Below are 21,272 nucleotides of genomic sequence, written 5' to 3' on the forward strand. Positions count from 1 at the left end.
TTGTGCCTCGTCCAGCACCAGACGCTGCTCAGCGAAAAAAAGCTGCGACGCCGCCCCTGGTGCGGATGCCGCATCCGCCCGTTTCAGCGGATTTTTGTCCTCGGCGCGGCTGTGGAGGCTCGAACCACCAGTTCTACCGGCAGAACGACCTGGCGGGGGGCTTCATTGTCAAGGACCATTCGGGCGGCAAGCCTGCCTTTTCCAATCACGTCTTGTGCGACAGTGGTCATCGGAGGCGTGGTGCGTGCGGATTCGGCGGTGCCATCGAAGCCGACGACCGATACGTGGCCCGGCACGTCTATGCCGCGGCGAACCGCCTCGTCCAATATCGTGATCGCCTGCCAGTCCGACATGGTCAGGATCGCGGTTGCTTCAGGCACCCTGTCGAACACCACTGCTCCGGCAGATGGCTCGCCTGGGATCGTCTCGATGATCGGGACATTATCGATTGACAAATTCGCCTCCGCCAAACCCTGTTTGAAACCGTCGAGCCTTTCATCGTCGAGCGGGAAGCCGGCCAGAAGCCGGCGCGTTGCCTGGCCTGGTATGCGGACAATCGGCGGGCCGGGAGTCCGGCGCACTGAAAGGATGGCAAAATGCCGGTGCCCCAGCCCGGTCAAATGCCGGACGGCAGCTACCGCGCCGCTCCGGCCGTCGATCTTTATCGAGTTGATATCGGGACCTGCGTCGCTTTCGAGAATGACGAAGGGCAGACGCCGTCTCTGCGCCGAAATTATGAGACCAATGTCGGCGCTGTGACCAAGGATAAAGCCGTCAACCAGCGCATCGCGGATGCTGGCGAAACGCGTGTCATCGGTGCCGTTTATAAGGCTGAGCGTCGTACCAGCCTCGTCGCAGGCGAGCGAAACGCCGAGCACCAGCTCGCGGCCGTAGGGGCTTCTCATCACTTCGGAGATGGCGTAGGCGCCAGGCGGCATGAACCCGATGGCATTGAACTTGCCGTCCCGCAGCAATCGTCCTTTCGGATCGGGGCCGCCAAACCCGAGCGCTCGCGCGGCCGCTTCGACGCGCTCGCGCAATTCAGGCCTGACCAGCTCCGGCCGGTTGAAGACGTTGGAGACAGTCCCCCGGGAAACTCCGGCAGCCTTGCCGACATCGGCTAGGGTGGGCATTGGCGATTCACTCATTTTCCCTGAGGTAGACCATTTTTTGGAGCGCTCCAAGAATTTTATTGACTCAAAATCGAAATTGGCGGATCGTGGCTCTTGGAGCGCTCCAAGAACATTTATTCTGAGGATTTTTGCGACTAGACATTGAAGATCGTAAAATGGCGTGGCCGCAGCGGCCATGCCCAAGGAGAGAATGATGGCAGAAACCGATGTTTTTCCAGCCTCGCTCGTCGGCAAGACTTTCGACTGCGTTTTCGGCCCCTTCGTGCCGCGCTGACGTTTCTCTCGCCGCAGGAATTGCACATCCAGGCGTCGATCGGGACCACCGAAATCGACGAGGTGGTCAATGTCGGCCTGACCAGCGTACGCCAGAATCTCGTGCTCGCGAGCTGGACGGAGAAAAGCGGCAACTTCATTGTGCAGTTGCAGGACCACGAGAAGGGGATCGTCCATAATTATGCGCGGCTGGCCGATGGGCAGCTCTTCTGTGCCCAGGGCGCCATTCAAGTCGTTCCTGCATAAGGGAGGAAAATGCGATGGAACTCGCTTACGACAGTCATCTGCTTGCTCGAATTCTGCTGAGCGTCGCGACCGTGGGCTACGGTGTGGTGACGATCAAAGCCGACTTGAACGCCACCCACGCCACCAATCCGCTCTGGACTCCCCACGCCCGGTTTCACGTCGTCTGGCAGGTGTTGAGCTACACCGGAGTGGCGCTGATTGCGCTCGGACTTATCTGGATCAAGGGGCAACTCGAAGCCGAGCGGCTCTATCTCGCCGGGGGATTGGCCGCGGCCATGTATGGGGCGTTCTTCGCGGCCATGCTCTCGGTCTTTACCGCGATGTCCGCGATCCTGCTGCTGGGCGTGGCTGCGATTTAGGGAATCCCAGGAAAAGTGTGAAACGGTTTTCCGTCCGGAATTGCGCAAGAACAAGCAAGGACAAAGAGATAGAGCGGTTCGGCGCTTCCGTGAAACGACGAACTGCTCTAGGACAGCGCCAGCGCCCCGAGCCGCTCGACCAACCGGTCACGGTCGGCGGTCATCCCCTTGTAGTCGAGCTGTGCCTCGTCCAGCGCCAGAAGTTGTTCGGCAAAGGACGCTGCGAGCGCCGCGCGATCGCGGTGGCGCTCCAGCACGGCGAGCGGGTCGAGATGAATGCGGATGGTGAAGAGTATGTCGCCGGAGACCGGGAGCTTTCTCAGCGTCTGACGCTCGACGCGGATGAAAGCATGAGCGTCGATGTCGCCGTCCGGGAATCTCGACGGGCGATTGCTGGCGCGGTCGATGCGTTCGATGTTGGAGAGCGGATGGTAGAGTGCGTCGCCCGCCTGGATCGACCAGTTGTAGCGCTCGACGGCTTGGCCCTGGAGGCCATCGAACATGCGGTTGATGAGATCGGCCGGGCGTGTGCCCGGGCCGAAACCCGGTACCGGCGCGTGGATCTGCTGCAGCGGCTTGCCGAATTTTTCGGTCAGCGACCATGACGACGGGAAGCAGAGCGAGCCGGCGGCCAGACGCCAGCCGCTGTCGTCGCGGCGCATCAGGATCAAATCCTCCTGCACGAGCAACGAGGCCGCGACAAGCGGCGCATCGCTGAAAGAAGCTGAGGTGCCTGAGCCCTCGAGATTGTCGATGCCGCCGATCACCTCGATCGCATTGTCGGTACGCCTGTGGGTCTCAGGAAAGTTCGCCGCCAGATGCGCACCGAGCAGATCGAGCACTTCGCGCTGAGCGTCGCGCGTTGTTTGCTCCTCGACAAAAACCTTGCCGGGAATTTCCGCATAAAGCCGGCGTTTCTCGGCAAGATAGGGCAGCAGATATTCGTCGACCTCGATCCAGCTATCGAGATTGAGCGGCTTCAGCCCGATGGTGAACAGTTTCGACGAGCCGTCATAGGGTGTGTGGGTCGGTGTGCGGAAACTCATGCTTCTTTGTAGGCTTCCAGTGCGGCAGCGGCCATTCTCGGCGTGAATTCGGTGATTTCGTAATCGGCGGCACCTGCCTTGGCGAAGGGATCGTCCGCCAGTCTGGCATCGAGCTCCTCGCGTGGACCGCGCGCGATGATGATGCCGCCGGTCCTTGGCCGCTTTGGCCCGGAGGCGACAAAGATACCTTGCGCATAGCAGGCCTTCAGCCACTCGACATGCGCTTGCTGCAGGCGGTCGATCTCGGTCAGCGGCACCTTGTAGTTCAGCGAAACCACGAACATTGTTGTCTCCAGATGCTTCAGCCCAGCCGCGCCGGGATCAATCCGCGCAGCGAGTTGCCGACGAACAGCGCCTTGGCCGATTGCAGTTCGTTCCACGTGTAGACCGCTTCACCGGCGCGGCCTTGATCCAGCAGTTCGCCGCGCAGGACGCCAGGCAGCAGGCCGCAATCGAGCCGCGGCGTGGCCAGCACGCCGTCGCCGAAATCGGCAAAGACGTTGGTGATCGTGCCCTCGCAGATTTCGCCGCGCTCATTGGCGAGCAGCACCTCGTCGGCGCGGCTGGCGAGATATTCGGCGCGGGCGCGCGTATAGGGTTGTCGGCGGCTGGTCTTGTGACGCAGCAGCGTGTCGCTCGGATCAAGCCGCACCCGTGCCAGTTGAAGTGTCCAGACCTTGTCTGCGGCGAGCGGCTCGTAGGGCTGTACCGAAACCGCTGCTTCGCCATTGCGCGACAGGACGAGGCGGGTGCGCAACACGATCTGTTGGCGGCCGACCGCATTCATCAGCGCTTCGCCGACCCTTTGCGGATCGCAGGCGAAACCGAGTTCGCTTGCCGAGCCGTAGAGCCGCGCGAGATGGCGGTCGAAACGGAGGAAACCGGAGCCGGGTTCCCAGCGCATTGTTTCGATCAGTTCGAAATCGGCAGTGTTCCCGTCGCGAAACGGGCTTTCAGCAGACACTCCTGGTACTCCTCTTCGGCTGTCGAATCGAAGACGACGCCGCCGCCGACATTGTAGACCGCCTCGCCATTGGCAAAGAGCGAGATGGTGCGGATCGCCACGGAAAAACGCATCCGGCCGCCGGGCGCGATCCAGCCTATGGCGCCGCAATAGACATCGCGCGGCCCACTTTCCAGCTCGCGCAGAATCTCCATAGCGCGGATCTTCGGTGCGCCGGTAATCGAGCCGCAGGGGAACAGCGCGGCGAAAATCTGGCGGATGGCGAGGCCGGGCAAAAGTTTTGCCCGCACGCGGCTCACCATCTGGTGGACCGTCGGGTAGCTCTCGATGCGAAAAAGCTCCGGCACATCGAGCGTTCCAACCTCGCTGATCAGTGAGATGTCGTTGCGCAGGAGATCGACGATCATCCGGTTCTCGGCCTGGTTCTTCTCGTCGTTGCGCAAGAACGCTTTCAGGCGATCGTCCTCGGCCTTGGTGGCGCCGCGCGGCGCAGTGCCTTTCATCGGATGCGTCTCGATCATGTCTTCCGCGTCGACCTCGAAGAACAGTTCGGGCGAACGCGACAAGACGATCGGATCGCCGAACGCGACCAGCGCGCCATACTTCACCGGCTGGCGTTCGGTCAGCGCGTTGAAGGCGGCCAGCGGATCGCCCGACCATTGCGCATGGACCGGAAAGGTCAGATTGCCCTGGTAGCAGTCGCCCTTGCGGATGTGGTCATGCAGCCTGGCAAAGCGTTTGGCGTAGTCGTCCGAAGACCAGGCTGCCTTGGCGTCGAAGATTGGGCCGTTGCTAGCCGGCAGATCGCCTGGCGCGACCGTCTCCTCGACCGGCGCATCGAACACGCCGAGGCAAAAAAGCGGGGCGCGGCGGCCGGCCGGCAGCAGCGGAACGAGCTTGGGTTCGAGCAGGTAACCGGCCTCGTAGGAGAAATAACCGGCCAGCCATTTGCCGCCGTCATGTGCTACCTGCGCGGCTTCCAGGGCAGGCAAAAAGTCCGCCTCGCCATGCGCTGCGATTATCTCGGCCGGCCGGTCGAAAACGAGCTGCCGCGCGGTCTCGTCGTTCCTGAAAATTGCAAAGGGCAGGGGCAGGGACATAAGGCTCGAATGCTGCGGTCACCAGCGATCGATCTATATGGGGGCTCGACCGTGTGCAATCGAGGGAGCGGCGTCTCAAGACGCAAAGGCGCGGCGGCAAAAACAAATGCGGCGCCAGTGGGCGCCGCCTTGTTCCAAAATGCCACCTTGCGATGGATCAGGTGTTGCTGGCTTCCCCCGCGGTCGGGAAGCGGCGCGCAAATTCCTTCTCGTCACCAGCGGCAAGCAGTTTCGCCTGCTCGATCCAGCGTTCACGTTCGATGCGGCCGTCGAAATTCAACGTCGCCTCGATCTGCTTGACATCGTCGGGCGTCCAGGCGGCGATCTGGGCATAGGTCGTGACCCCAAGCCCTTTGAGCAGCCGCTCGTTGGTCGGGCCGATGCCGATCAGGCGACGCAGATCGTTGGCTTTGCCTGCCGCGGTGGCTGTTGCCTTGCCGGTCGCGGCTTTCTTTGCAGCTGGCGCGGCCTTGCTTGCCGCTGGCGCAGCCTTGCTTGCCGCTGGCGCGGTCGTCGGCGCGGCGCTCGCTTTCGATGCAGGCGGTTTCGGTGTTGCCGTTTTCGCGGCACTTGCGCGTGGCGCGGTCGCGGCCTTCGCCGTTGCAGATTTCTTCGGCGCCGGTTTGGCTGGTGCGGATGTCGAAATCAGCGTTGACGGCGCCTGCATCGCGGCTTTGGTCGCGCCGGTCTTGGCGGCTGGCGCCTTGGCTGTTGCCGCCTTCGCGGTTGGCGCCTGGGTGGTTTTCGCCTCGCCCAGCCGGCGTTCGAGATCGGCGCGGGCACGGCCGCATGCATCCAACTCACCGGTCAGACGGTCGCTATCGGCCCGCAATCTGTCGCGTTCGCTGCGCGTGCGGTCTAGATCGCCGCGCAAACTGTCGAGTTCGCCACGCAGGCGTCCCCAAATGAACCAGCCAACCAACACACCTACCAGGAACGCCAGGAGCATGTAGAAAAAAGTGCCCATTATCTTTCTCTCTCCAGTCCGATCCGTCCGCCCTGGCCTGTAGAGCCATGACTTCGGCGAAGGACCATTCGATGGTGGTTCCGCAATTTGCAGAACAGCCGGCTTCGATCGAGCTGTCGGCGACCGGTTTGCCCCTGGCCAACAACCGTTGTCGCATCCGCCGACACGCCATGACCGGTCGGGATTTTCCGACGGGATCCATTCGTGCCCGGCTGAGCTTGAGGGCGGACGCTATCATACAGCTTACGGGAATCTAACGGAAAACTTCCATGGAAAGTTATTTAAGAACAAATATCCAAGACAAGAATAGAACCATCGCCAATATGCATTGCAGCTAAACTGTTCTGGAAAACCCGGTCATCCGGTGTTGCGCATCACCCAGTGTTGCGCATCAATTGTCCAGTGCTTCCAGCTCGTCGATCAGTCCGCTGATCACGCCGAGCCCGATCTGCCAGAAGGCAGGGTCGGCCGCGTCGAGGCCGAACGGCGCCAGAAGCTCGGAATGATGCTTGGTGCCGCCGGCGCGCAGCATGGCAAAATATTTCTCCTGAAAGCCGCGCTCGGCGTTCTGGTAGACCGCGTAGAGCGAGTTCACCAGGCAATCGCCGAATGCATAGGCATAGACGTAGAAAGGCGAGTGGATGAAGTGCGGGATATAGGTCCAGAAAACCTCGTACCCGTCGCGCAGCTTGATCGCCGGCCCGAGGCTTTCGGCCTGCACTTCCAGCCAGAACTGGCCGAGCTTGTCGGAGGTCAATTCGCCGCTCTTGCGCTCGGCATGCACCTTGCGCTCGAACTCGTAGAAGGCGATCTGGCGCACGACCGTGTTGATCATGTCCTCGACCTTCTGGGCGAGCATGGCCTTGCGTTCGCGCTTGTCGGTGGTCTGCTCGAGCAGCGAGCGGAAGGTCAGCATCTCGCCGAACACCGATGCGGTCTCGGCCAGCGTCAGCGGCGTCGACGCCATCAAGGCGCCCTGGCCGCCGGCCAGCACCTGGTGCACGCCGTGGCCGAGCTCGTGCGCCAGCGTCATCACGTCGCGCGGCTTGCCCATGTAGTTGAGCAGCACATAGGGATGCGCCGAAGGCACGGTCGGATGTGCGAAGGCACCAGGCGACTTGCCGGGTCTCACCGGTGCGTCGATCCAGTTGCGGTCGAAGAAAGTTCTGGCGATCTCGGCCATGTCGGGTGAAAAGCGCTGGTAGGCGGAAAGCACGGTGTTCTTGGCCTCGTCCCAGCCGATGACCGCCTGCGGGGTCTCCGGCAGGGGCGCATTGCGGTCCCAGTGGTTCATCACCTCCATGCCGAGCCAGCGCGCCTTCATCGCATAATAGCGGTGCGACAGGCGCGGATAGGCGTCGCGAACCGCGGCGGCGAGTGCATCCACCACGCTGCGTTCGACGCGGTTGGCGAGATGGCGGGAATCGGCAATATCCTCGAAGCCGCGCCAGCGGTCAGAAATCTCCTTGTCCTTGGCCAGCGTGTTGGTGACCAGCGTAAAGACGCGCAAATTCTTGCGGAAGGTCGTGGCCAGCGCCTCGGACGCCCGGCGGCGCACCTCGCCGTCGGCGTCCTGCAGGCGATTGAGCGCCGGCTCCAGCGTCAGCTCCTCGCCGTCGAAGTCGAAGCGTAAATCGGTCATCGTCTCGTCGAACAGGCGGTTCCAGGCGCCGCGCCCGGTGATCGACTTTTCGTGGAAGAGCTGCTCGATGCGGTCTTCGAGCTGATAGGGCTTGTCCTTGCGCAGATCGAGCACCCAGGGCCGGTAGTGGGCGAAGGCCGGATCGGCGGCGAGTGCGTTTTCGATCGCGCCATCGTCGATGAGGTTCAGCTCGAGCGCGAAAAACAGCAGGTGGGCGCTGGCATCGGTCATCTTTTCCTGGATGTCGCCATAGAGCTTGGCGCGCTGCGGATCCGACGTGTTGCCGGCATAGACAAGCCCGGCATAGGAGACGATGCGGCCGATCAGCTCCTCCAGCGCTTCATAGGCCTGAAGCGCCTCGCCAAGCCTGCCGGCGCTGCCACGCCCGGCCTCGGCGGCGAGCGTGCCTTTCCAACGACTCTCGAAGGCGACGGCATCGGCGGCGGCCTTGGCGATGTCGCGCTTCAACTCGGGCGCTTCCATGCCCGAATAGAGATCGGCCAGATTCCATTCCGGCAGATCGCCAAGCTCCGCCACGCCCTGACCGGGCGCCGCCGCCAGCTTTCGAGCAAAAACCATGCGCATTGCCGATCCTTCCAGACACAAAAATTCGAGGAAACGAGAAGCCGGTCAAATCCTAAGGAATTCGTTCACCGGGTTTTTTGAAAGCTTATTTAGAACCCTGTGCCAAGATGATCCATAGGGCGCATTCTCGGGCGGGCACGGTCGGATCAGTCATGGCAGCTTCCATACTCATAGTCGATGACGATCCCGTGCAGCGCCGGCTGCTCGAGGCGGCGGTGACGAAATTCGGCCACACCGCGATCGTCGCCGATGGCGGCGAGGCGGGTCTCGAGTTTGTCGACGGACCCAATGCGCGCGACGTGTCGGTGGTCATCCTCGACCTTATGATGCCTGGGCTCGACGGCATCGGCGTGCTGAAGGCGATGCGCGAGCGCGGCATCCACATCCCCGTCATCGTGCAGACCGCGCAGGGCGGCATCGAAACCGTCGTTTCGGCAATGCGTCACGGCGCCTTCGACTTCGTCGTCAAGCCGGCCTCCCCCGACAGGCTGCAGGCGTCGATCGGCAACGCCCTCAAGGTCGAAGCGCTCGAAGGCGAAGTGAAGCGCTCGTCCCGACAGCGCGGCGGCCATCTGACGTTCAAGGACATGATCACCCACAGTCCGGCGATGGATCGGGTGATTCGGCTCGGCCGCAAGGCGGCGGCGTCCAACATTCCGATCCTGATCGAAGGTGAATCCGGCGTCGGCAAGGAACTGGTGGCGCGCGCCATCCAGGGCAGCGGCGACCGCCGCTCGAAACCCTTCGTCACCGTCAATTGCGGCGCCATCCCCGACAATCTGGTCGAATCGATTCTGTTCGGGCACGAGAGGGGCTCGTTCACCGGCGCCACCGAAAAACATACCGGCAAGTTCGTCGAAGCGCACACCGGCACGCTGTTCCTTGACGAAATCGGCGACCTGCCGCTCGACGTGCAGGTCAAGCTGTTGCGCGCGGTACAAGACGGCGAGGTCGATCCGGTTGGCGGGCGCTCGACCGTCAGGGTCGACATCAGGCTGATCTCGGCAACCCATCGCAACCTGCTGCAGCAGGTCAAGGACGGCAAGTTCCGCGAGGACCTGTTCTATCGGCTGAACGTCTATCCAATCTTCGTGCCGCCATTGCGCGACCGTCGCGACGACATCCCCTATCTGGTGGAGCACTTCATGGAGAAGGTGGCGCCCGCCAATCCGCGCCACCGTCTGCGAGGCATCTCGGCTGCGGCGCTTGCCATGCTGCAGGCCTATGACTGGCCGGGCAACATAAGGCAGCTCGAAAACGCCGTCTTCCGGGCCTCGGTGCTCGCCGACGGCGACATGCTGACCGAAGAGGAATTCCCGCAGATCCGGGCGCAGGTCGAGGGCACGGTCAATCTCGATTCGGGTATCGCCTTGCCCAATTCAGTGGGGCCAGCTTCAGGGTGGCCAGTTTCCGGGTTGGCTTCGGGAAGCCTGCCGCGTGATAACATATCGGCCGCTGGCGGCATCGCAGCCGCCGACGCCGATGCACCGGCCAAGCCTCGTTTCGGCACGCTGCGGGCGCTCGACGAGCGCGGCAATGTGCGTGCGCTGGCTGACGTCGAACTCGAAATGATCAAGCTCGCCATCGATCACTACAACGGCCAGATGAGCGAAGTCGCCCGCCGCCTCGGCATCGGTCGGTCGACGCTCTACCGCAAGCTCAAGGAATACGGCATCGACCCGGAAACCGGCCGCGTCGAACGGCTCGCTTCGTGAGTTACAGGGCCAAGCCGGTTCGCATCCGGACATCATTCCACGCAACTGCGCCTCGAAATGATGTGTTCGCCACAGTGTTCACGTATTAAGGCGGATGGTAACAGATCGTGTTTCGAGCTGGCGCCAAAACATGATCTAAACCAGCGGTTTACCAAGATATCCGGCGCAATATTTTTGGCGGGATATCGCCACCGTGTTACCGCATTTCGGCTTCAATAAGCGATGATTAACCATTAGGATCGATATTCGGATGCACACACCACGCATCCGTTTGGTCAAATCCGGGGACAAAACGGCAGCCTGCAAGGCCTTTTGATTTGAACAGAATCGAACGACACGAAAACGGGCGGCATTATCACATGAGCGTCTGGCCGAGATGGCTGGCAGCGGTGATTGTTGCCGTCGGGTTCCTTGCAGCGGCGGCAACCGGCGCCAGCGCCGAGACACGTTCGCTGAAGCTCTATCATCTCCACACGCATGAAAAGGCGGAGATCGTCTACAAGCGCAACGGCCGCTACGACCAGGCGGGCTTGCGAAAGATCAACATCATCCTGCGCGACTGGCGTCGCAACGAGCCGACCAAGATGGATCCGCGACTGCTGGATCTGGTCTGGGAGGCTTATCGGGAGAGCGGCGCCACCGATTACATCCAGGTCGTCTGCGGCTATCGTTCGCCGGCCACGAATTCGATGCTGCGCAGCCGCAGCAGGGGCGTCGCCGAGAAGAGCCAGCACATGCTCGGCAGGGCGATGGATTTCTACATTCCCGGTGTCCCATTGAAGAAGCTGCGTGATATCGGCCTCAGGATGCAGGGCGGCGGCGTCGGCTACTATCCCAGCTCCGGCTCGCCCTTCGTGCATATGGATGTCGGGAATGTGCGCCACTGGCCCGGCATCAGCCGCCAGGAACTGGCGCGCGTGTTCCCCAACGGCAAGACGCTGCATGTGCCGAGCGACGGCAAGCCGCTGCCTGGTTATCAACAGGCGCTCGCCTCCTACAAAGCCCGCAAGGGCGCCGGCGCGCCGGCCATTGAACTGGCCAGCGCAAGCGGCGGCAAAAAATCCCACGGGTTCCTGGCAGCCTTGTTCGGCGGTGGCGACGACGAGGCGGACGACAGCGCCGATGTGGCGATGGCCGAGCCGGCACCAAAGCCCCGTAACGTGAAGCCGGCGCCGTCCGCCAAGAGCAGCAACCTGCCTGGTATTGCCATCGTGGCGCCTCAGGATGCCAAGCGCGCCGAGATTCCGGACGTCGCCGATGCTCCGGCGCCTGAACCGGAGAACGACACGCCGGAGACGATCATCGCGGCATTGCCGGCGCGCAGCATTCCGCTGCCGGATTTTGCTCCGCGTCCGAAGACCGACGTCGGCGCTCAGCCGCCTGAAAACGTTCCGTTCGGCGTGGCGGATGCGGCTGGATCGACTGAACAGGCGGTGGCGACCGCGCAAGCGCCGGCAAGCGTGGCGCCGGCAAGTGTTCCGTTCGGCATAGCAGACCCGTCTGTCGCTGCCGGCCCGGTGCAGGTCGCGGCAAACAACATTCCCGTGCCGAGCTGGCGGCCCGATCATTCGCTGCCGGCCGATCTGTCGCCGGCGGGTCTTGCGCCGCAGGACAAGCAAGTGTTGCTGGCGCTGGCGAGTGCGGCAGAGCGGAGCAACACCGCCACCGACGCATTCTCGGTATTGCCGTCGGCGCGGCCCGACACTTCCCAGCCCGACGAGGTCAAGGCCGTTCTGGAAAGGGTCAGCGCGACCGACGAATACAAGGTCGCGTCGCTTTCCGAGCAAGCATCGGTGTTCGAGGAACCGGCTAGCGACGACCGGGCCTCGAACGACGGGGCATCGCCGCGCGAGGCCATCGTTGCCCGCCCGGCCGGCTCCGATCCGGCTGCCGTCATCGGTGCAGGCGTGAAGACCACACGCAAGGAACCCAGGGCAACCGCCCGCGACCTGAAACCCGGCCCCAAGCCGGTGGTGGTCGCCGCCGCGCCGCAGGCCGCCCGTTGGGCGCTGCACAGCGGTGAGTATGTAGCAACCGTCTCAGATGCGACAACGGCGCCGCGCTACGCCTACGACTTCGTCCGTACGGCGCCGAGCGAGGTCTATACGGTAGGCTTCCAGCCGGGCAACGAGATGGCCGACGCCAACCGGTTCACCGGCAAAGCCGTCAAGTTCATGTCGGTGGCACGCTTCAAGACCGAGTAGGCCCCGCTCGGCACCTCGCGCGGCTGCCTCCACGCCGACACTGGCTTCCTTCATCCCGGGATGCTAACCAGCGGTCAGCATTCTCCCGCTTCGTCTAATGGTAGGACAGCGCCCTTTGAAGGCGTGAATCGTGGTTCGAGTCCATGAGCGGGAACCAGCCGGCGAACGAGATCGGCGGCGACTTTGATGCAGAAGATGCTAGCGCCCGAGCTTGCTTGCCGCGCGTGCCAAGGCTTCGATCTCGTCCCATTTGCCGGCCTTGACCAGATCGTCCGGCGCCACCCAGGAACCGCCGACGCAGATGACGTTGGGCAGGCTGAGATAATCGGCGGCGTTCTTGCCGGTGATACCGCCGGTCGGGCAGAATTTCACGTCGGCAAGCGGCGAGGCGAAAGCCTTGAGCGAGGCAATGCCGCCCGACTGTTCGGCCGGGAAGAATTTCAGAAAGCGCAGGCCGGCTTCGCGCGCGGCCATGACCTCTCCCGGCGTGATGGCGCCGGGCAGCAACGGTACATCGCTGTCGTTGGCTGCCGCGAGAAGCTCGCGGGTGATGCCGGGGCTGACGATGAACTTCGAACCGGCGGCCGCCGCCGCGCCGAACTGCCGGGCGTCCAGGATGGTGCCGGCGCCGACGACGGCGTCTTCGACCTCGCCCGCCACCCGGCGGATCGCCTCCAGCGCGTCGGCGGTGCGCAGCGTAATCTCGATCGCCGGCAGGCCGCCGCGGGCCAGCGCCCGGGCCAGCGGCACCGCGTCGGCGGGATTGGCGATCTTCAGCACTGGTATGACCGGCTGGCCGTTGAGGAGCGACAGGAGCTTTTCGGTCGTGCTGGGCATTCGTCTTCATCTCCTCTGTTGATCAAGTCGATCGGTTAGCAGAAGGCGATTTTTCTGTCCACGAAACGCGGCGTGTCGCGATGTCACGCGTGGTGTTCGAAACCTCCCGGCTCTGCCTTGATCCGGCTGTCGTGAGCGTTTAGTGGCTTGGTGATGACACCGCCCAGCCAAGCCTTCCGCGTTGCGGCGCTTTACCGCTTCGCCCGGCTCGACACCTTCGAGGCGCTGCGCGCGCCGCTTGCTGCCTTCTGCTGCGCACGTGGCATCAAAGGCACGCTGCTGTTGGCGCGAGAGGGCATCAACGGCACGGTCGCCGGCAGTGAAACGGCAATCGCCGCGCTCATCGATCATCTCGAACCCATCGACGGTCTCGCCGGCCTCGAGATCAAATTCAGCAGCGCCGCAACGATGCCGTTCCACCGCATGAAGGTGCGGTTGAAGCGCGAGATCGTCACCATGGGCGTGGACAATATCGATCCGGCAGGTGCAGGCACCTATGTCGCGCCGGCCGACTGGAATGCACTGATCTCGGATACGGGTACCATCGTCATCGACACGCGCAACGCCTACGAGGTGTCGCTCGGCACCTTCAAGGGCGCTGTCGATCCCGCCACCAACAGCTTCCGCGAATTCCCGGCCTGGGTCGAGCAGCATCGGCACGAGCTCGACGGGCGCAAGGTCGCCATGTTCTGCACCGGCGGCATACGCTGCGAGAAGGCGACGGCCTATGTGAAGTCGCTAGGCTTCGAGGATGTGTTCCACCTCAAGGGCGGTATTCTGAAATATCTCGAGGACGTCCCCACCGAACAGAGCCTGTGGCAAGGCGAATGCTTCGTCTTCGACGAGCGCGTTTCGGTGTCGCACGGGCTGGTCGAAGGCGAGGCCGAACTTTGCCGCGCCTGTCGGCATCCGCTAGCCGCAGAAGACCGGCTGTCGCCGAGATATGCTACCGGCGTTTCATGCCCGCATTGCTTCGATGCCCGTTCGGACGAAGATCGCGCCCGTTACGCCGAGCGCCAGCGCCAGGTCGAGTTGGCGCAAGCACGCGGGGACCGCCACATCGGAAGTTAGCTCACGTGAAGCAACTTCACGTCAAGCAACAGAGAAGCGATCGATGACCCACAGCCATGTCCCGTCGTTCTGCCGGCGCGCGACCTCGGTGGTGATCGTGCCGTCGGGAAGCCGGGTCGAGGTGAGCGCCAGGTCGCCATTGATGACAGCCGGGACGCTGATCTCCGGATTGAAATTTTCGGCCGGTTGCGGTGATCTCCGCGAACAGCGCCCGGATGGCTTCGCGGCCGAACGTCAGCTGTCCGCCACCGCTGTCGATGACTGCATGCGGCTCAAAAAGCGCGGCCATGCCGTCAATATCTCCGATCCATTGCCGTGAAATCAGCAGGCGCTCCAGTTCCTGGGGGTCGCGTGCCGGCTGGCGGTCAGTCTCATCGGTCATGCCAGGCTCCTCTCAAGCGACATGCCGCGACATTAGTCGAAGTCGAGGGTGGTTTCGACACGTCAATGTCCAACGCGCCGCCTGTTTTTTGGGCACGGAAGGAGGCTGCAGCAGTTTGATTTCCGCGTGAAATCCCAGCAGATGTCGGTGCGGGTCATGCGTGGCAGCGGGTAAAAGGATGCACCCGTCATTGTAATGTCAAACTGCGGGACCTAGGTCTTCGACGTCCAAACCTGCCCGCGCACCTTCGGCCGGGCCAATTCTGGAGGCATAGATGTTCGATCCCAAGAAGCTCCTCGACGATCTGCTCGGCTCGCAAATTCCTGGCACCGGATCGACCGTTCGCGACAAGGCTGGGCAGGCGGTGCAGATGGCCAAGGACAATCCGCTTGCCGCCGGTGCGCTGGCCGCGGTGCTGCTCGGAACCGGCCCAGGCCGTCAGGTCACCGGTGCGGCGGTGAAGCTTGGTGGGTTGGCTGCGATCGGCGGCCTCGCCTACAAGGCCTACCAGAACTACAAGAACGGCAACGCGCCGGCCGAGACGCAAGCTGCAGGCGAACCGGAATTGCTGCCGCCGCCGGCCGATACCGCCTTCCATCCGTCGCAAGCGCCGCAGGGCGAAGACGAATTCACGCTGACGCTGGTCAGGGCGATGATCTCGGCGGCGAAGGCCGACGGCCACGTCGATGACGAAGAGCGGCAGAAGATCGCCGGCAAGCTCAGCCTCGCCGGCGTCGGCGCCGAAGCGGAGAAATTCCTGATGTCGGAACTGGAGGCGCCGCTCGATCCGGATGTGCTGATCGCAGGAGCCAAGACCGATGCGCAAAAGCTGGAACTCTACACCGCCTCGCGTCTTGCCATCGATCCGGACACGCGGGCCGAACGCGGCTATCTCGACCTGCTTGCCGGCCGTCTCGGCCTGCCGGATGCACTGGTCGACCATGTCGAGGCGACGGTGACGGCGGCGAAGGTGCCGGCAGCGGGCAGCACAGCCAAGCCGGTCGCAGGCTCGCGCTGGTAGCTCGAAAGAGGAAGCCTGGGAACTCGGCGCCGTTGGCGTTAGCTTCTCGTTAACCGCGGAAGCGCATGATTTCAGGCAGTCGGATCGGCTTTCCTCCTCCCATGCCCGGTTCGGATCAGGGGCGGTCGCCAACGGCCGCCCTTTTTGTGAGCACAGGCTTTGGGCCGGCTTGCCATGGTTCTCGCCATTTGCGATGCCTCATCCCTTTCAGGGAGTACAGCCATGACCGACTATAAAACCGCCATCGTCACCGGCGCCGGCACGGGCATCGGCAAGAGCGTCGCCACAGCGCTGCTCAAGGCCGGCTGGAATACGGTCTTCTGCGGTCGCCGCAAGCCGGTGCTGGAGGATGCGATCGCCGCGGCCGGGCCGACGCGGGCCAAGGCATTGGCCTTCGCCTGCGACATCAGCAAGGCCGATCAGGTCGACGATCTGTTCGAGACGGTGGCAGCGGCTTTCGGGCGCGTCGACCTGCTCTTCAACAATGCCGGCACGAGCTACAAATCGACATTGATCGACGACATCCCGGTCGAAGTGTGGAACGATATCGTCGGGGTCAATCTCACCGGCTCGTTCCTGTGTGCTCGCGCCGCGTTCGGCGCCATGCGCAGGCAGCAGCCGATGGGCGGCCGCATCATCAACAACGGCTCGGTATCGGCCTATGCGCCACGGCCGGGCTCGGTGCCCTATACGGCGACCAAGCACGCCATCACCGGGCTGACCAAGACGCTGGCGCTGGACGGCAGGCCCTTCGACATTGCTTGCGGTCAGATCGACATCGGCAACGCGCTGACCGACATGGCGCAAGCGATGACGGTCGGCGTGCCGCAAGCCAACGGCACCATTGCCGCCGAAGCGGTGATGGATGTCGAGCGCGTCGCCGATGCGGTCCTCCATATGGCCAGCCTGCCGCTCGACGCCAACGTGCTGTTCATGACCGTGATGGCGACGAAGATGCCATTTGTCGGGCGAGGCTAAATTAGTCTCGACCCGGTCCTAAATCAGGGCCGGGTGACCGGAAGCGGCACGCCGGGTAAATATAGCGAAATCGGGCGGATTTCGTAGACGGCGGTCGGATTGACGCGGCGAAGGTCGCGCGCAATGTCGATAGCGGCGTCACGGTTGGCGCAGTCGACGACATAGAGTCCCAGCAATTGTTCCTTGGTCTCGGCGAAGGGGCCGTCGATAACCATTCCGGTGCCTGGCCCGCGCAAGGTGCAGGCGTCTTGTGTCGCGCCGAGCCGGGCCGCAGGCCCAAGGGTGCCTTGACGGTAGAGCCGATCGTTGATCTGGAGAAGATCGGTCATCAGCGCCGCATCCTGCTCAGGCGTCAGCGCCGTGATCGCTTCTTCCTCGTGATAGGCAAGAATGGCATAGAACATCTGGCGTCTCCTTTCGTCGTCCTCACTTCGCCAGGAACGCCTCGATCCGCTCCAGCGCGCGCAGGATGTTCTCTTCGGAATTCGCGTAGGACAGCCTGACATAGCCTTCGCCGAGAATGCCGAAATCGGGGCCGCCGATCAGCGCCACGCCGGCATCCTCGAGCAGCGCCGAGGCGAGCTTCTTGGCCTTCCAGCCGGTCTTGGAAACATTAGGGAAGGCATAGAAGGCGCCTTTCGGCGTGATGCATGAAACGCCCGGCAAGGCATTCAACCCCTCAACCACGACCTTCCTGCGGCGGTCGAAGGCGCGCATCATCTTGTCGACGTCGTCCTGCGGGCCGTCAATGGCGGCTATGCCGGCATACTGGCTCGGCGCGTTGACGCAGGACCAGCAATTGACCGCCAGCTTGCGCACCTTGTCATAGAGATGCGCGCCCTTGTCGCCGTTCGGCCAGATCGACCAGCCCATGCGCCAGCCGGTCATCGCCCAGGTCTTCGACCAGCCGTTGAGGACGATCAGCCGATTACGGATTTCGGGGAAGGTGAGCAGCGAACAGTGCGTCTCGCCGTCATAGGTCATCACGTCGTAGATCTCGTCGGAGAGGATGGCGACGTCCGGGTGTGCTTCCAGGCCCCTGACCAGCTTCTCGATCTCGGCTCGGGGGGTGACGCCGCCGGTCGGGTTGGCAGGCGAGTTGAGGATCAGCAGCCTGGTCTTCGGCGTGATCAGCGCCAAGGTCTCCGCGGCCGAAAAGGCAAAGCCGTTCTCCTCGCGCATCGGCACCGGGATGGGGGCAGCACCGGTGAACTCGATCATCGAGCGGTAGATCGGAAAGCCGGGATCGGGATAGAGAATTTCGGCACCCGGCTCGCCAAACATCAGGATCGCCGCGAACATGGTCGGCTTGCCGCCGGGCAGGATCATCACCGCTTCCGGCGAGACTTCGACGCCAGTGGTGGCCAGCGTGCGGCGTACCACCGCTTCGCGCGTCGCCAGCAGGCCGTTGGCCGGCGTATAGCCGTGATGGCCATCGCGTAGCGCCTTGATCGCGGCCTCGACGATATGCTGCGGCGTCTTGAAGTCGGGCTGGCCGATGCCGAGATTGACAATGTCGCGGCCCTGGTGGGCAAGTGCAGTGGCACGCGCCAGCACCGCGAACGCATTTTCCTCGCCGAGGCGGTCGAAGGCCGAAATCGTGTGGAGCATTTTTCCCGTCCGTGTGGTTCTTTCAGCGAGCGTGCGTTTTTGTGAGCGTCCGCCCGAAAAAGTCAACGGATCGGAGCTTCGCGTGTCGGAAAATCTCAAGAATTGGCAACCGCGCCCGCGGCCGGAACGCAAGGTGCTGGAGGGACGAACTGTCAGGCTTGAGCCGCTTAACGCTGAAAAGCACGGCGACGGCTTGTTTGAAGCATCTTCGGTGCCCGACATAGATGGCCGCTTCGCCTGGCTGCCCGACTACCCCCCGCAGACCCGTGCCGCCTTCCAGCCCTGGCTGGACAAGGCCGAAGCCAGCGAGGACCCGCTGTTCTTCACCGTCATCGACAAGGCCAGCGGAAAAATTGCCGGACGCCAGACGCTGATGCGCATCGACGCCGCCTATGGCGTGATCGAGATCGGCAACATCTATTGGGGTCCGCTGATCTCGCGTAAGCCGGCGGCGACGGAAGCGCAGTTCCTATTCATGAAATACATCTTCGATGAGCTTGGCTATCGCCGCTACGAATGGAAATGCAACAACCGCAACGAGCCGTCGAAGCGCGCGGCGGAACGTTTCGGCTTCAAGTTCGAGGGCATTTTCCGCCAGCATCTTGTGGTCAAGGGCGAAAACCGCGATACCGCGTGGTACTCGATCATCGACAAGGAGTGGCCGGCATTGCGCAGAGCCTATGAGGCATGGCTCGATCCGGCCAATTTCGAGGGCGACGGCCGGCAGAAGCGACGGCTCGAGGATTTTCGCGCTGAGTTCGGCGCCTGACCATGATCCCGAAAAGTGGACGCCGGTTTTCGGATAAGATCATGGTCAAACATGAAGACAGAGCCTCCGTCCCGGGTCTGCCGGGATGGATCAGGCTCTAGCAGGAGCTCATAGATGGCGCATACCCACGACCATGCTGCGCAGGGCCACGACCACAGCCATGGCGCAGGTGATGTGCACGGCTCGACCGACAAGAAGCGCGTGCTGATCGCTGCTTGCTTGACCGCCGGCTTCATGGTTGCGGAGACGCTGGGCGCCATCTTCACCGGCTCATTGGCGCTGCTGGCGGATGCCGGCCATATGCTTGCCGATTGCGTCGCGCTCGGCCTGGCCTGGTATGCCTTTCATCTTGCGAGCCGGCCGGCGACCGTGCGCCTCACCTACGGTTTCGGCCGGGTCAAGACGCTGGTCGCCTACACCAACGGCATCGCCATCTTCGCCATTGCGCTGTGGATCGTCTACGAGGCTTGGGGCCGCTTGCTAGCGCCGGCTCCGGTGCTCGGCGGGCCGATGCTGGTCGTCGCGATCGCCGGCCTGCTGGTCAATCTCGGCTCGTTCTACGTGCTGCACGGCGGCGACCGCGGCAGCCTGAATATGCGCGGCGCCATTTTGCATGTGCTGGGCGATCTGCTCGGCTCGGCGGCGGCGATCGTCGCGGCGCTGGTGATCCTGGCGACGGGCTGGACACCTATCGATCCGATCCTGTCGGTCCTGGTCTCGCTGCTGATCCTGTCCACGGCCTGGTCGCTGATGCGCGAGGCTGCCCACGTCCTGCTCGAAGGCGTGCCTGCAAGCCTCGACCGCGACCTGATCGCGAGGGACATCGAAGGTTCGATCAAGGGCGTGCGCGAGGTACATCACATGCATGTCTGGTCGCTCGACGGCTCCAGCAACATGGCGACGTTGCATGCCTGCCTCAATGACGGCGTCGACGCGCATATGGCGGTAAGCGCGATCAAGAAGCGGCTTGCGGCGGAACATGGCATAGCCCATGCCACGGTCGAACCGGAATTCGGTCAATGTGCAGACAGACATGAGTATGATGACGAGCACGAGCATGCGCATGACACGGCAGCGCACCGCGGCCATTATCACTGACTTCGGGAGTTCTGGGCATTGGCAACGATCGACATGAACTCTCGCCGCCCTGGTGCCGCGTGATGGACCGCGACACTCGCAATGCGGCGATCGGCGCCGCCTGGGTTTTGCTGCTGTTCGGCATCGCAGCCTATAATCTTCCAACAGTGATGCTGGCGGTCGGCAAGATCTCGACGGTTCTTGCCGGCGTCGTCGCGGCGATCTTCATGGTGGCAATCTTCGTCGTGTTCTGGCTGCGTAGCCGCAGCCAGCGCAAAAAGGGAAAGTGACATGCGCATTCTGATTACCGGCGCGGCAGGCATGGTCGGCCGCAAACTCATCGCCAGGTTGGCCAAGGACGGGGCGCTCGGCGGCCGCAAGATCGCCGCGCTCGATCTTCACGATATCGTGCCGCCGCAAGCACCGGTGCTCGAAGGTGTCAGCATTACCCCCCACACCGGCGACCTTGCCGCGCCGGGCGCGACGACAAATCTGGTCGCGCTGCGCCCCGACGTGATCTTTCATCTCGCCGGCGTGGTGTCGGGCGAGGCGGAGGCCAATTTCGATCTCGGCTACCGCGTCAATCTCGACGGCACAAGGGCGCTGTTCGATGCCATAAGGCTGGCGGGGTTTGCGCCGCGCGTCGTCTTCACCTCGTCGATCGCCGTGTTCGGCGCACCGTTTCCCGACGTCATTCCGGACGAGTTCCACCCGACGCCGCTGACCTCCTACGGCACGCAGAAGCTGATCGGCGAGGCGCTGCTTGCCGACTATACGCGCCGCGGTTTCTTCGACGGCATCGGCATCAGGCTGCCGACCATCTGCGTCAGGCCGGGAAAGCCGAACAAGGCGGCCTCGGGCTTCTTCTCCGGCATCATCCGCGAGCCGCTGAGCGGCCATGAAGCGATCCTGCCGGTGCCGCGCTCGGTCATCCATACACACGCCAGCCCGCGTTCGGCGGTGAATTTCCTGATCCATGCGGCTCAGATCGACGGTGCCGCCGTCGGGCCGCGCCGCAACCTGACGATGCCGGGCGTCGCCGTCAGCGTCGGCGAGCAGATCGAAGCGCTGGAGCGTGTCGCCGGCGCCAAGGCGGTGAAACTGATCCGCGAGGAACCCGACGAGACGATCTGGGCGATCGTCAAGGGCTGGCCGACACGCTTCGAGGCGCGGCGCTCGAAGGAGCTTGGCTTTGCCGCCGAAACGAGCTTCGACGAGATCATACGCGTCCATATCGAGGACGAGTTGGGCGGCAAGATACCTAGCTAAATCGCCCCGATCGCACGCAACTA

22 protein-coding genes and 1 tRNA gene are annotated in these 21,272 nt (G+C 63.2%); 12 read left to right on the plus strand and 11 right to left on the minus strand.

All coding sequences use genetic code 11. The features are described from left to right. Nucleotides 1–83 precede the first annotated feature (83 nt). Nucleotides 84–1,310 (minus strand): LacI family DNA-binding transcriptional regulator, encoded by a 1,227-nt coding sequence (locus NKJ13_RS01125; RefSeq protein ID WP_502901856.1) that lies wholly within the window; start codon nucleotides 1,308–1,310, stop codon nucleotides 84–86. Nucleotides 1,311–1,427: 117 nt separating this feature from the next. On the opposite strand from NKJ13_RS01125, the gene NKJ13_RS31555 reads away from it, so the two are divergent. Both NKJ13_RS31555 and NKJ13_RS01130 read left to right on the plus strand, forming a co-directional pair. Then, nucleotides 1,428–1,652: a MoaF-related domain-containing protein gene (locus NKJ13_RS31555; protein WP_502901868.1), complete on the plus strand. Its 225-nt coding sequence runs from the start codon at nucleotides 1,428–1,430 to the stop codon at nucleotides 1,650–1,652. 14 nt (nucleotides 1,653–1,666) lie between these two features. Then, nucleotides 1,667–2,011 (plus strand): DUF6640 family protein, encoded by a 345-nt coding sequence (locus NKJ13_RS01130; RefSeq protein ID WP_352736990.1) that lies wholly within the window; start codon nucleotides 1,667–1,669, stop codon nucleotides 2,009–2,011. A 107-nt stretch (nucleotides 2,012–2,118) separates the two neighbouring features. Here the strand turns inward: NKJ13_RS01130 and NKJ13_RS01135 are convergent, their stop codons facing one another. The 6 genes from NKJ13_RS01135 to NKJ13_RS01160 all read right to left on the minus strand — a co-directional run bounded on the left by NKJ13_RS01135 (nucleotide 2,119) and on the right by NKJ13_RS01160 (nucleotide 8,315). Further along, entirely contained in the window at nucleotides 2,119–3,057 is a 939-nt protein-coding gene (locus NKJ13_RS01135) for a heme-dependent oxidative N-demethylase family protein (RefSeq protein WP_352736989.1), read from the minus strand. After that, nucleotides 3,054–3,341, minus strand: a complete 288-nt coding sequence (locus NKJ13_RS01140; RefSeq protein WP_352702789.1) for a YciI family protein — start codon at nucleotides 3,339–3,341, stop codon at nucleotides 3,054–3,056. The genes NKJ13_RS01135 and NKJ13_RS01140 overlap by 4 nt, the downstream gene beginning before the upstream one ends. A 17-nt stretch (nucleotides 3,342–3,358) precedes the next feature. Beyond that, nucleotides 3,359–4,021: an aminotransferase class IV family protein gene (locus NKJ13_RS01145; protein WP_352702791.1), complete on the minus strand. Its 663-nt coding sequence runs from the start codon at nucleotides 4,019–4,021 to the stop codon at nucleotides 3,359–3,361. Beyond that, on the minus strand, nucleotides 3,970–5,121 hold the full coding sequence (locus tag NKJ13_RS01150) for an aminodeoxychorismate synthase component I (protein WP_352702793.1): 1,152 nt from the start codon (nucleotides 5,119–5,121) through the stop codon (nucleotides 3,970–3,972). The genes NKJ13_RS01145 and NKJ13_RS01150 overlap by 52 nt, the downstream gene beginning before the upstream one ends. A gap of 157 nt (nucleotides 5,122–5,278) precedes the next feature. Beyond that, nucleotides 5,279–6,088, minus strand: coding sequence for a helix-hairpin-helix domain-containing protein (locus NKJ13_RS01155; RefSeq protein ID WP_352776977.1), 810 nt, complete (start codon nucleotides 6,086–6,088; stop codon nucleotides 5,279–5,281). A gap of 391 nt (nucleotides 6,089–6,479) precedes the next feature. Beyond that, the gene (locus NKJ13_RS01160; protein ID WP_352736987.1) at nucleotides 6,480–8,315 is read right to left on the minus strand and encodes a M3 family oligoendopeptidase; all 1,836 of its coding nucleotides are present in this window, start codon (nucleotides 8,313–8,315) and stop codon (nucleotides 6,480–6,482) included. A 152-nt stretch (nucleotides 8,316–8,467) separates the two neighbouring features. Here NKJ13_RS01160 and NKJ13_RS01165 point away from each other — a divergent pair, with 152 nt between their 5' ends. The 3 genes from NKJ13_RS01165 to NKJ13_RS01175 all read left to right on the plus strand — a co-directional run bounded on the left by NKJ13_RS01165 (nucleotide 8,468) and on the right by NKJ13_RS01175 (nucleotide 12,391). After that, nucleotides 8,468–10,030 carry a sigma-54-dependent transcriptional regulator gene (locus tag NKJ13_RS01165; RefSeq protein ID WP_352736986.1) on the plus strand — a complete coding sequence of 521 codons (1,563 nt, stop codon included), beginning with the start codon at nucleotides 8,468–8,470 and terminating at the stop codon, nucleotides 10,028–10,030. 359 nt (nucleotides 10,031–10,389) lie between these two features. Then, entirely contained in the window at nucleotides 10,390–12,234 is a 1,845-nt protein-coding gene (mepK, locus tag NKJ13_RS01170) for a peptidoglycan L,D-endopeptidase MepK (RefSeq protein ID WP_352736985.1), read from the plus strand. 83 nt (nucleotides 12,235–12,317) lie between these two features. Further along, nucleotides 12,318–12,391, plus strand: a tRNA-Gln gene (locus NKJ13_RS01175). A 41-nt stretch (nucleotides 12,392–12,432) separates the two neighbouring features. Here the strand turns inward: NKJ13_RS01175 and NKJ13_RS01180 are convergent. Beyond that, complete coding sequence (locus tag NKJ13_RS01180) at nucleotides 12,433–13,071, minus strand: 2-dehydro-3-deoxy-phosphogluconate aldolase (protein ID WP_352752549.1); 639 nt, start codon at nucleotides 13,069–13,071, stop codon at nucleotides 12,433–12,435. Between the two features lie 153 nt (nucleotides 13,072–13,224). Between NKJ13_RS01180 and trhO the strand changes: the two genes are divergently transcribed. Beyond that, on the plus strand, nucleotides 13,225–14,142 hold the full coding sequence (trhO, locus tag NKJ13_RS01185) for an oxygen-dependent tRNA uridine(34) hydroxylase TrhO (RefSeq protein WP_352776978.1): 918 nt from the start codon (nucleotides 13,225–13,227) through the stop codon (nucleotides 14,140–14,142). A 16-nt stretch (nucleotides 14,143–14,158) separates the two neighbouring features. Here trhO and NKJ13_RS01190 read toward each other — a convergent pair whose 3' ends face one another. Continuing rightward, on the minus strand, nucleotides 14,159–14,524 hold the full coding sequence (locus NKJ13_RS01190) for a YybH family protein (RefSeq protein ID WP_352736982.1): 366 nt from the start codon (nucleotides 14,522–14,524) through the stop codon (nucleotides 14,159–14,161). A 274-nt stretch (nucleotides 14,525–14,798) separates the two neighbouring features. Between NKJ13_RS01190 and NKJ13_RS01195 the strand changes: the two genes are divergently transcribed. Then, nucleotides 14,799–15,545, plus strand: coding sequence for a tellurite resistance TerB family protein (locus NKJ13_RS01195; RefSeq protein WP_352776979.1), 747 nt, complete (start codon nucleotides 14,799–14,801; stop codon nucleotides 15,543–15,545). Nucleotides 15,546–15,767: 222 nt separating this feature from the next. Beyond that, nucleotides 15,768–16,523: an SDR family oxidoreductase gene (locus NKJ13_RS01200; RefSeq protein WP_352688061.1), complete on the plus strand. Its 756-nt coding sequence runs from the start codon at nucleotides 15,768–15,770 to the stop codon at nucleotides 16,521–16,523. Nucleotides 16,524–16,546: 23 nt separating this feature from the next. Here the strand turns inward: NKJ13_RS01200 and NKJ13_RS01205 are convergent, their stop codons facing one another. Together NKJ13_RS01205 and NKJ13_RS01210 are read right to left on the minus strand one after the other, a co-directional pair. Then, nucleotides 16,547–16,927, minus strand: coding sequence for a YciI family protein (locus NKJ13_RS01205; protein WP_254816974.1), 381 nt, complete (start codon nucleotides 16,925–16,927; stop codon nucleotides 16,547–16,549). A gap of 22 nt (nucleotides 16,928–16,949) precedes the next feature. Next, nucleotides 16,950–18,134: a pyridoxal phosphate-dependent aminotransferase gene (locus tag NKJ13_RS01210; RefSeq protein ID WP_254816975.1), complete on the minus strand. Its 1,185-nt coding sequence runs from the start codon at nucleotides 18,132–18,134 to the stop codon at nucleotides 16,950–16,952. A gap of 82 nt (nucleotides 18,135–18,216) precedes the next feature. Here NKJ13_RS01210 and NKJ13_RS01215 point away from each other — a divergent pair, with 82 nt between their 5' ends. The 4 genes from NKJ13_RS01215 (at nucleotide 18,217) to denD (ending at nucleotide 21,249) form a co-directional block, all read left to right on the plus strand. Next, on the plus strand, nucleotides 18,217–18,903 hold the full coding sequence (locus NKJ13_RS01215) for a GNAT family N-acetyltransferase (protein ID WP_352647573.1): 687 nt from the start codon (nucleotides 18,217–18,219) through the stop codon (nucleotides 18,901–18,903). A gap of 114 nt (nucleotides 18,904–19,017) precedes the next feature. Next, entirely contained in the window at nucleotides 19,018–20,001 is a 984-nt protein-coding gene (locus NKJ13_RS01220; protein WP_352736981.1) for a cation diffusion facilitator family transporter, read from the plus strand. Between the two features lie 62 nt (nucleotides 20,002–20,063). Continuing rightward, entirely contained in the window at nucleotides 20,064–20,270 is a 207-nt protein-coding gene (locus NKJ13_RS01225; protein WP_254816978.1) for a hypothetical protein, read from the plus strand. A gap of 1 nt (nucleotide 20,271) precedes the next feature. Beyond that, complete coding sequence (denD, locus tag NKJ13_RS01230; RefSeq protein ID WP_352736980.1) at nucleotides 20,272–21,249, plus strand: D-erythronate dehydrogenase; 978 nt, start codon at nucleotides 20,272–20,274, stop codon at nucleotides 21,247–21,249. Nucleotides 21,250–21,272: the final 23 nt, after the last annotated feature.

It is taken from the genome of Mesorhizobium sp. M0174 (genome assembly GCF_040322275.1).
Lineage (GTDB): Bacteria > Pseudomonadota > Alphaproteobacteria > Rhizobiales > Rhizobiaceae > Mesorhizobium.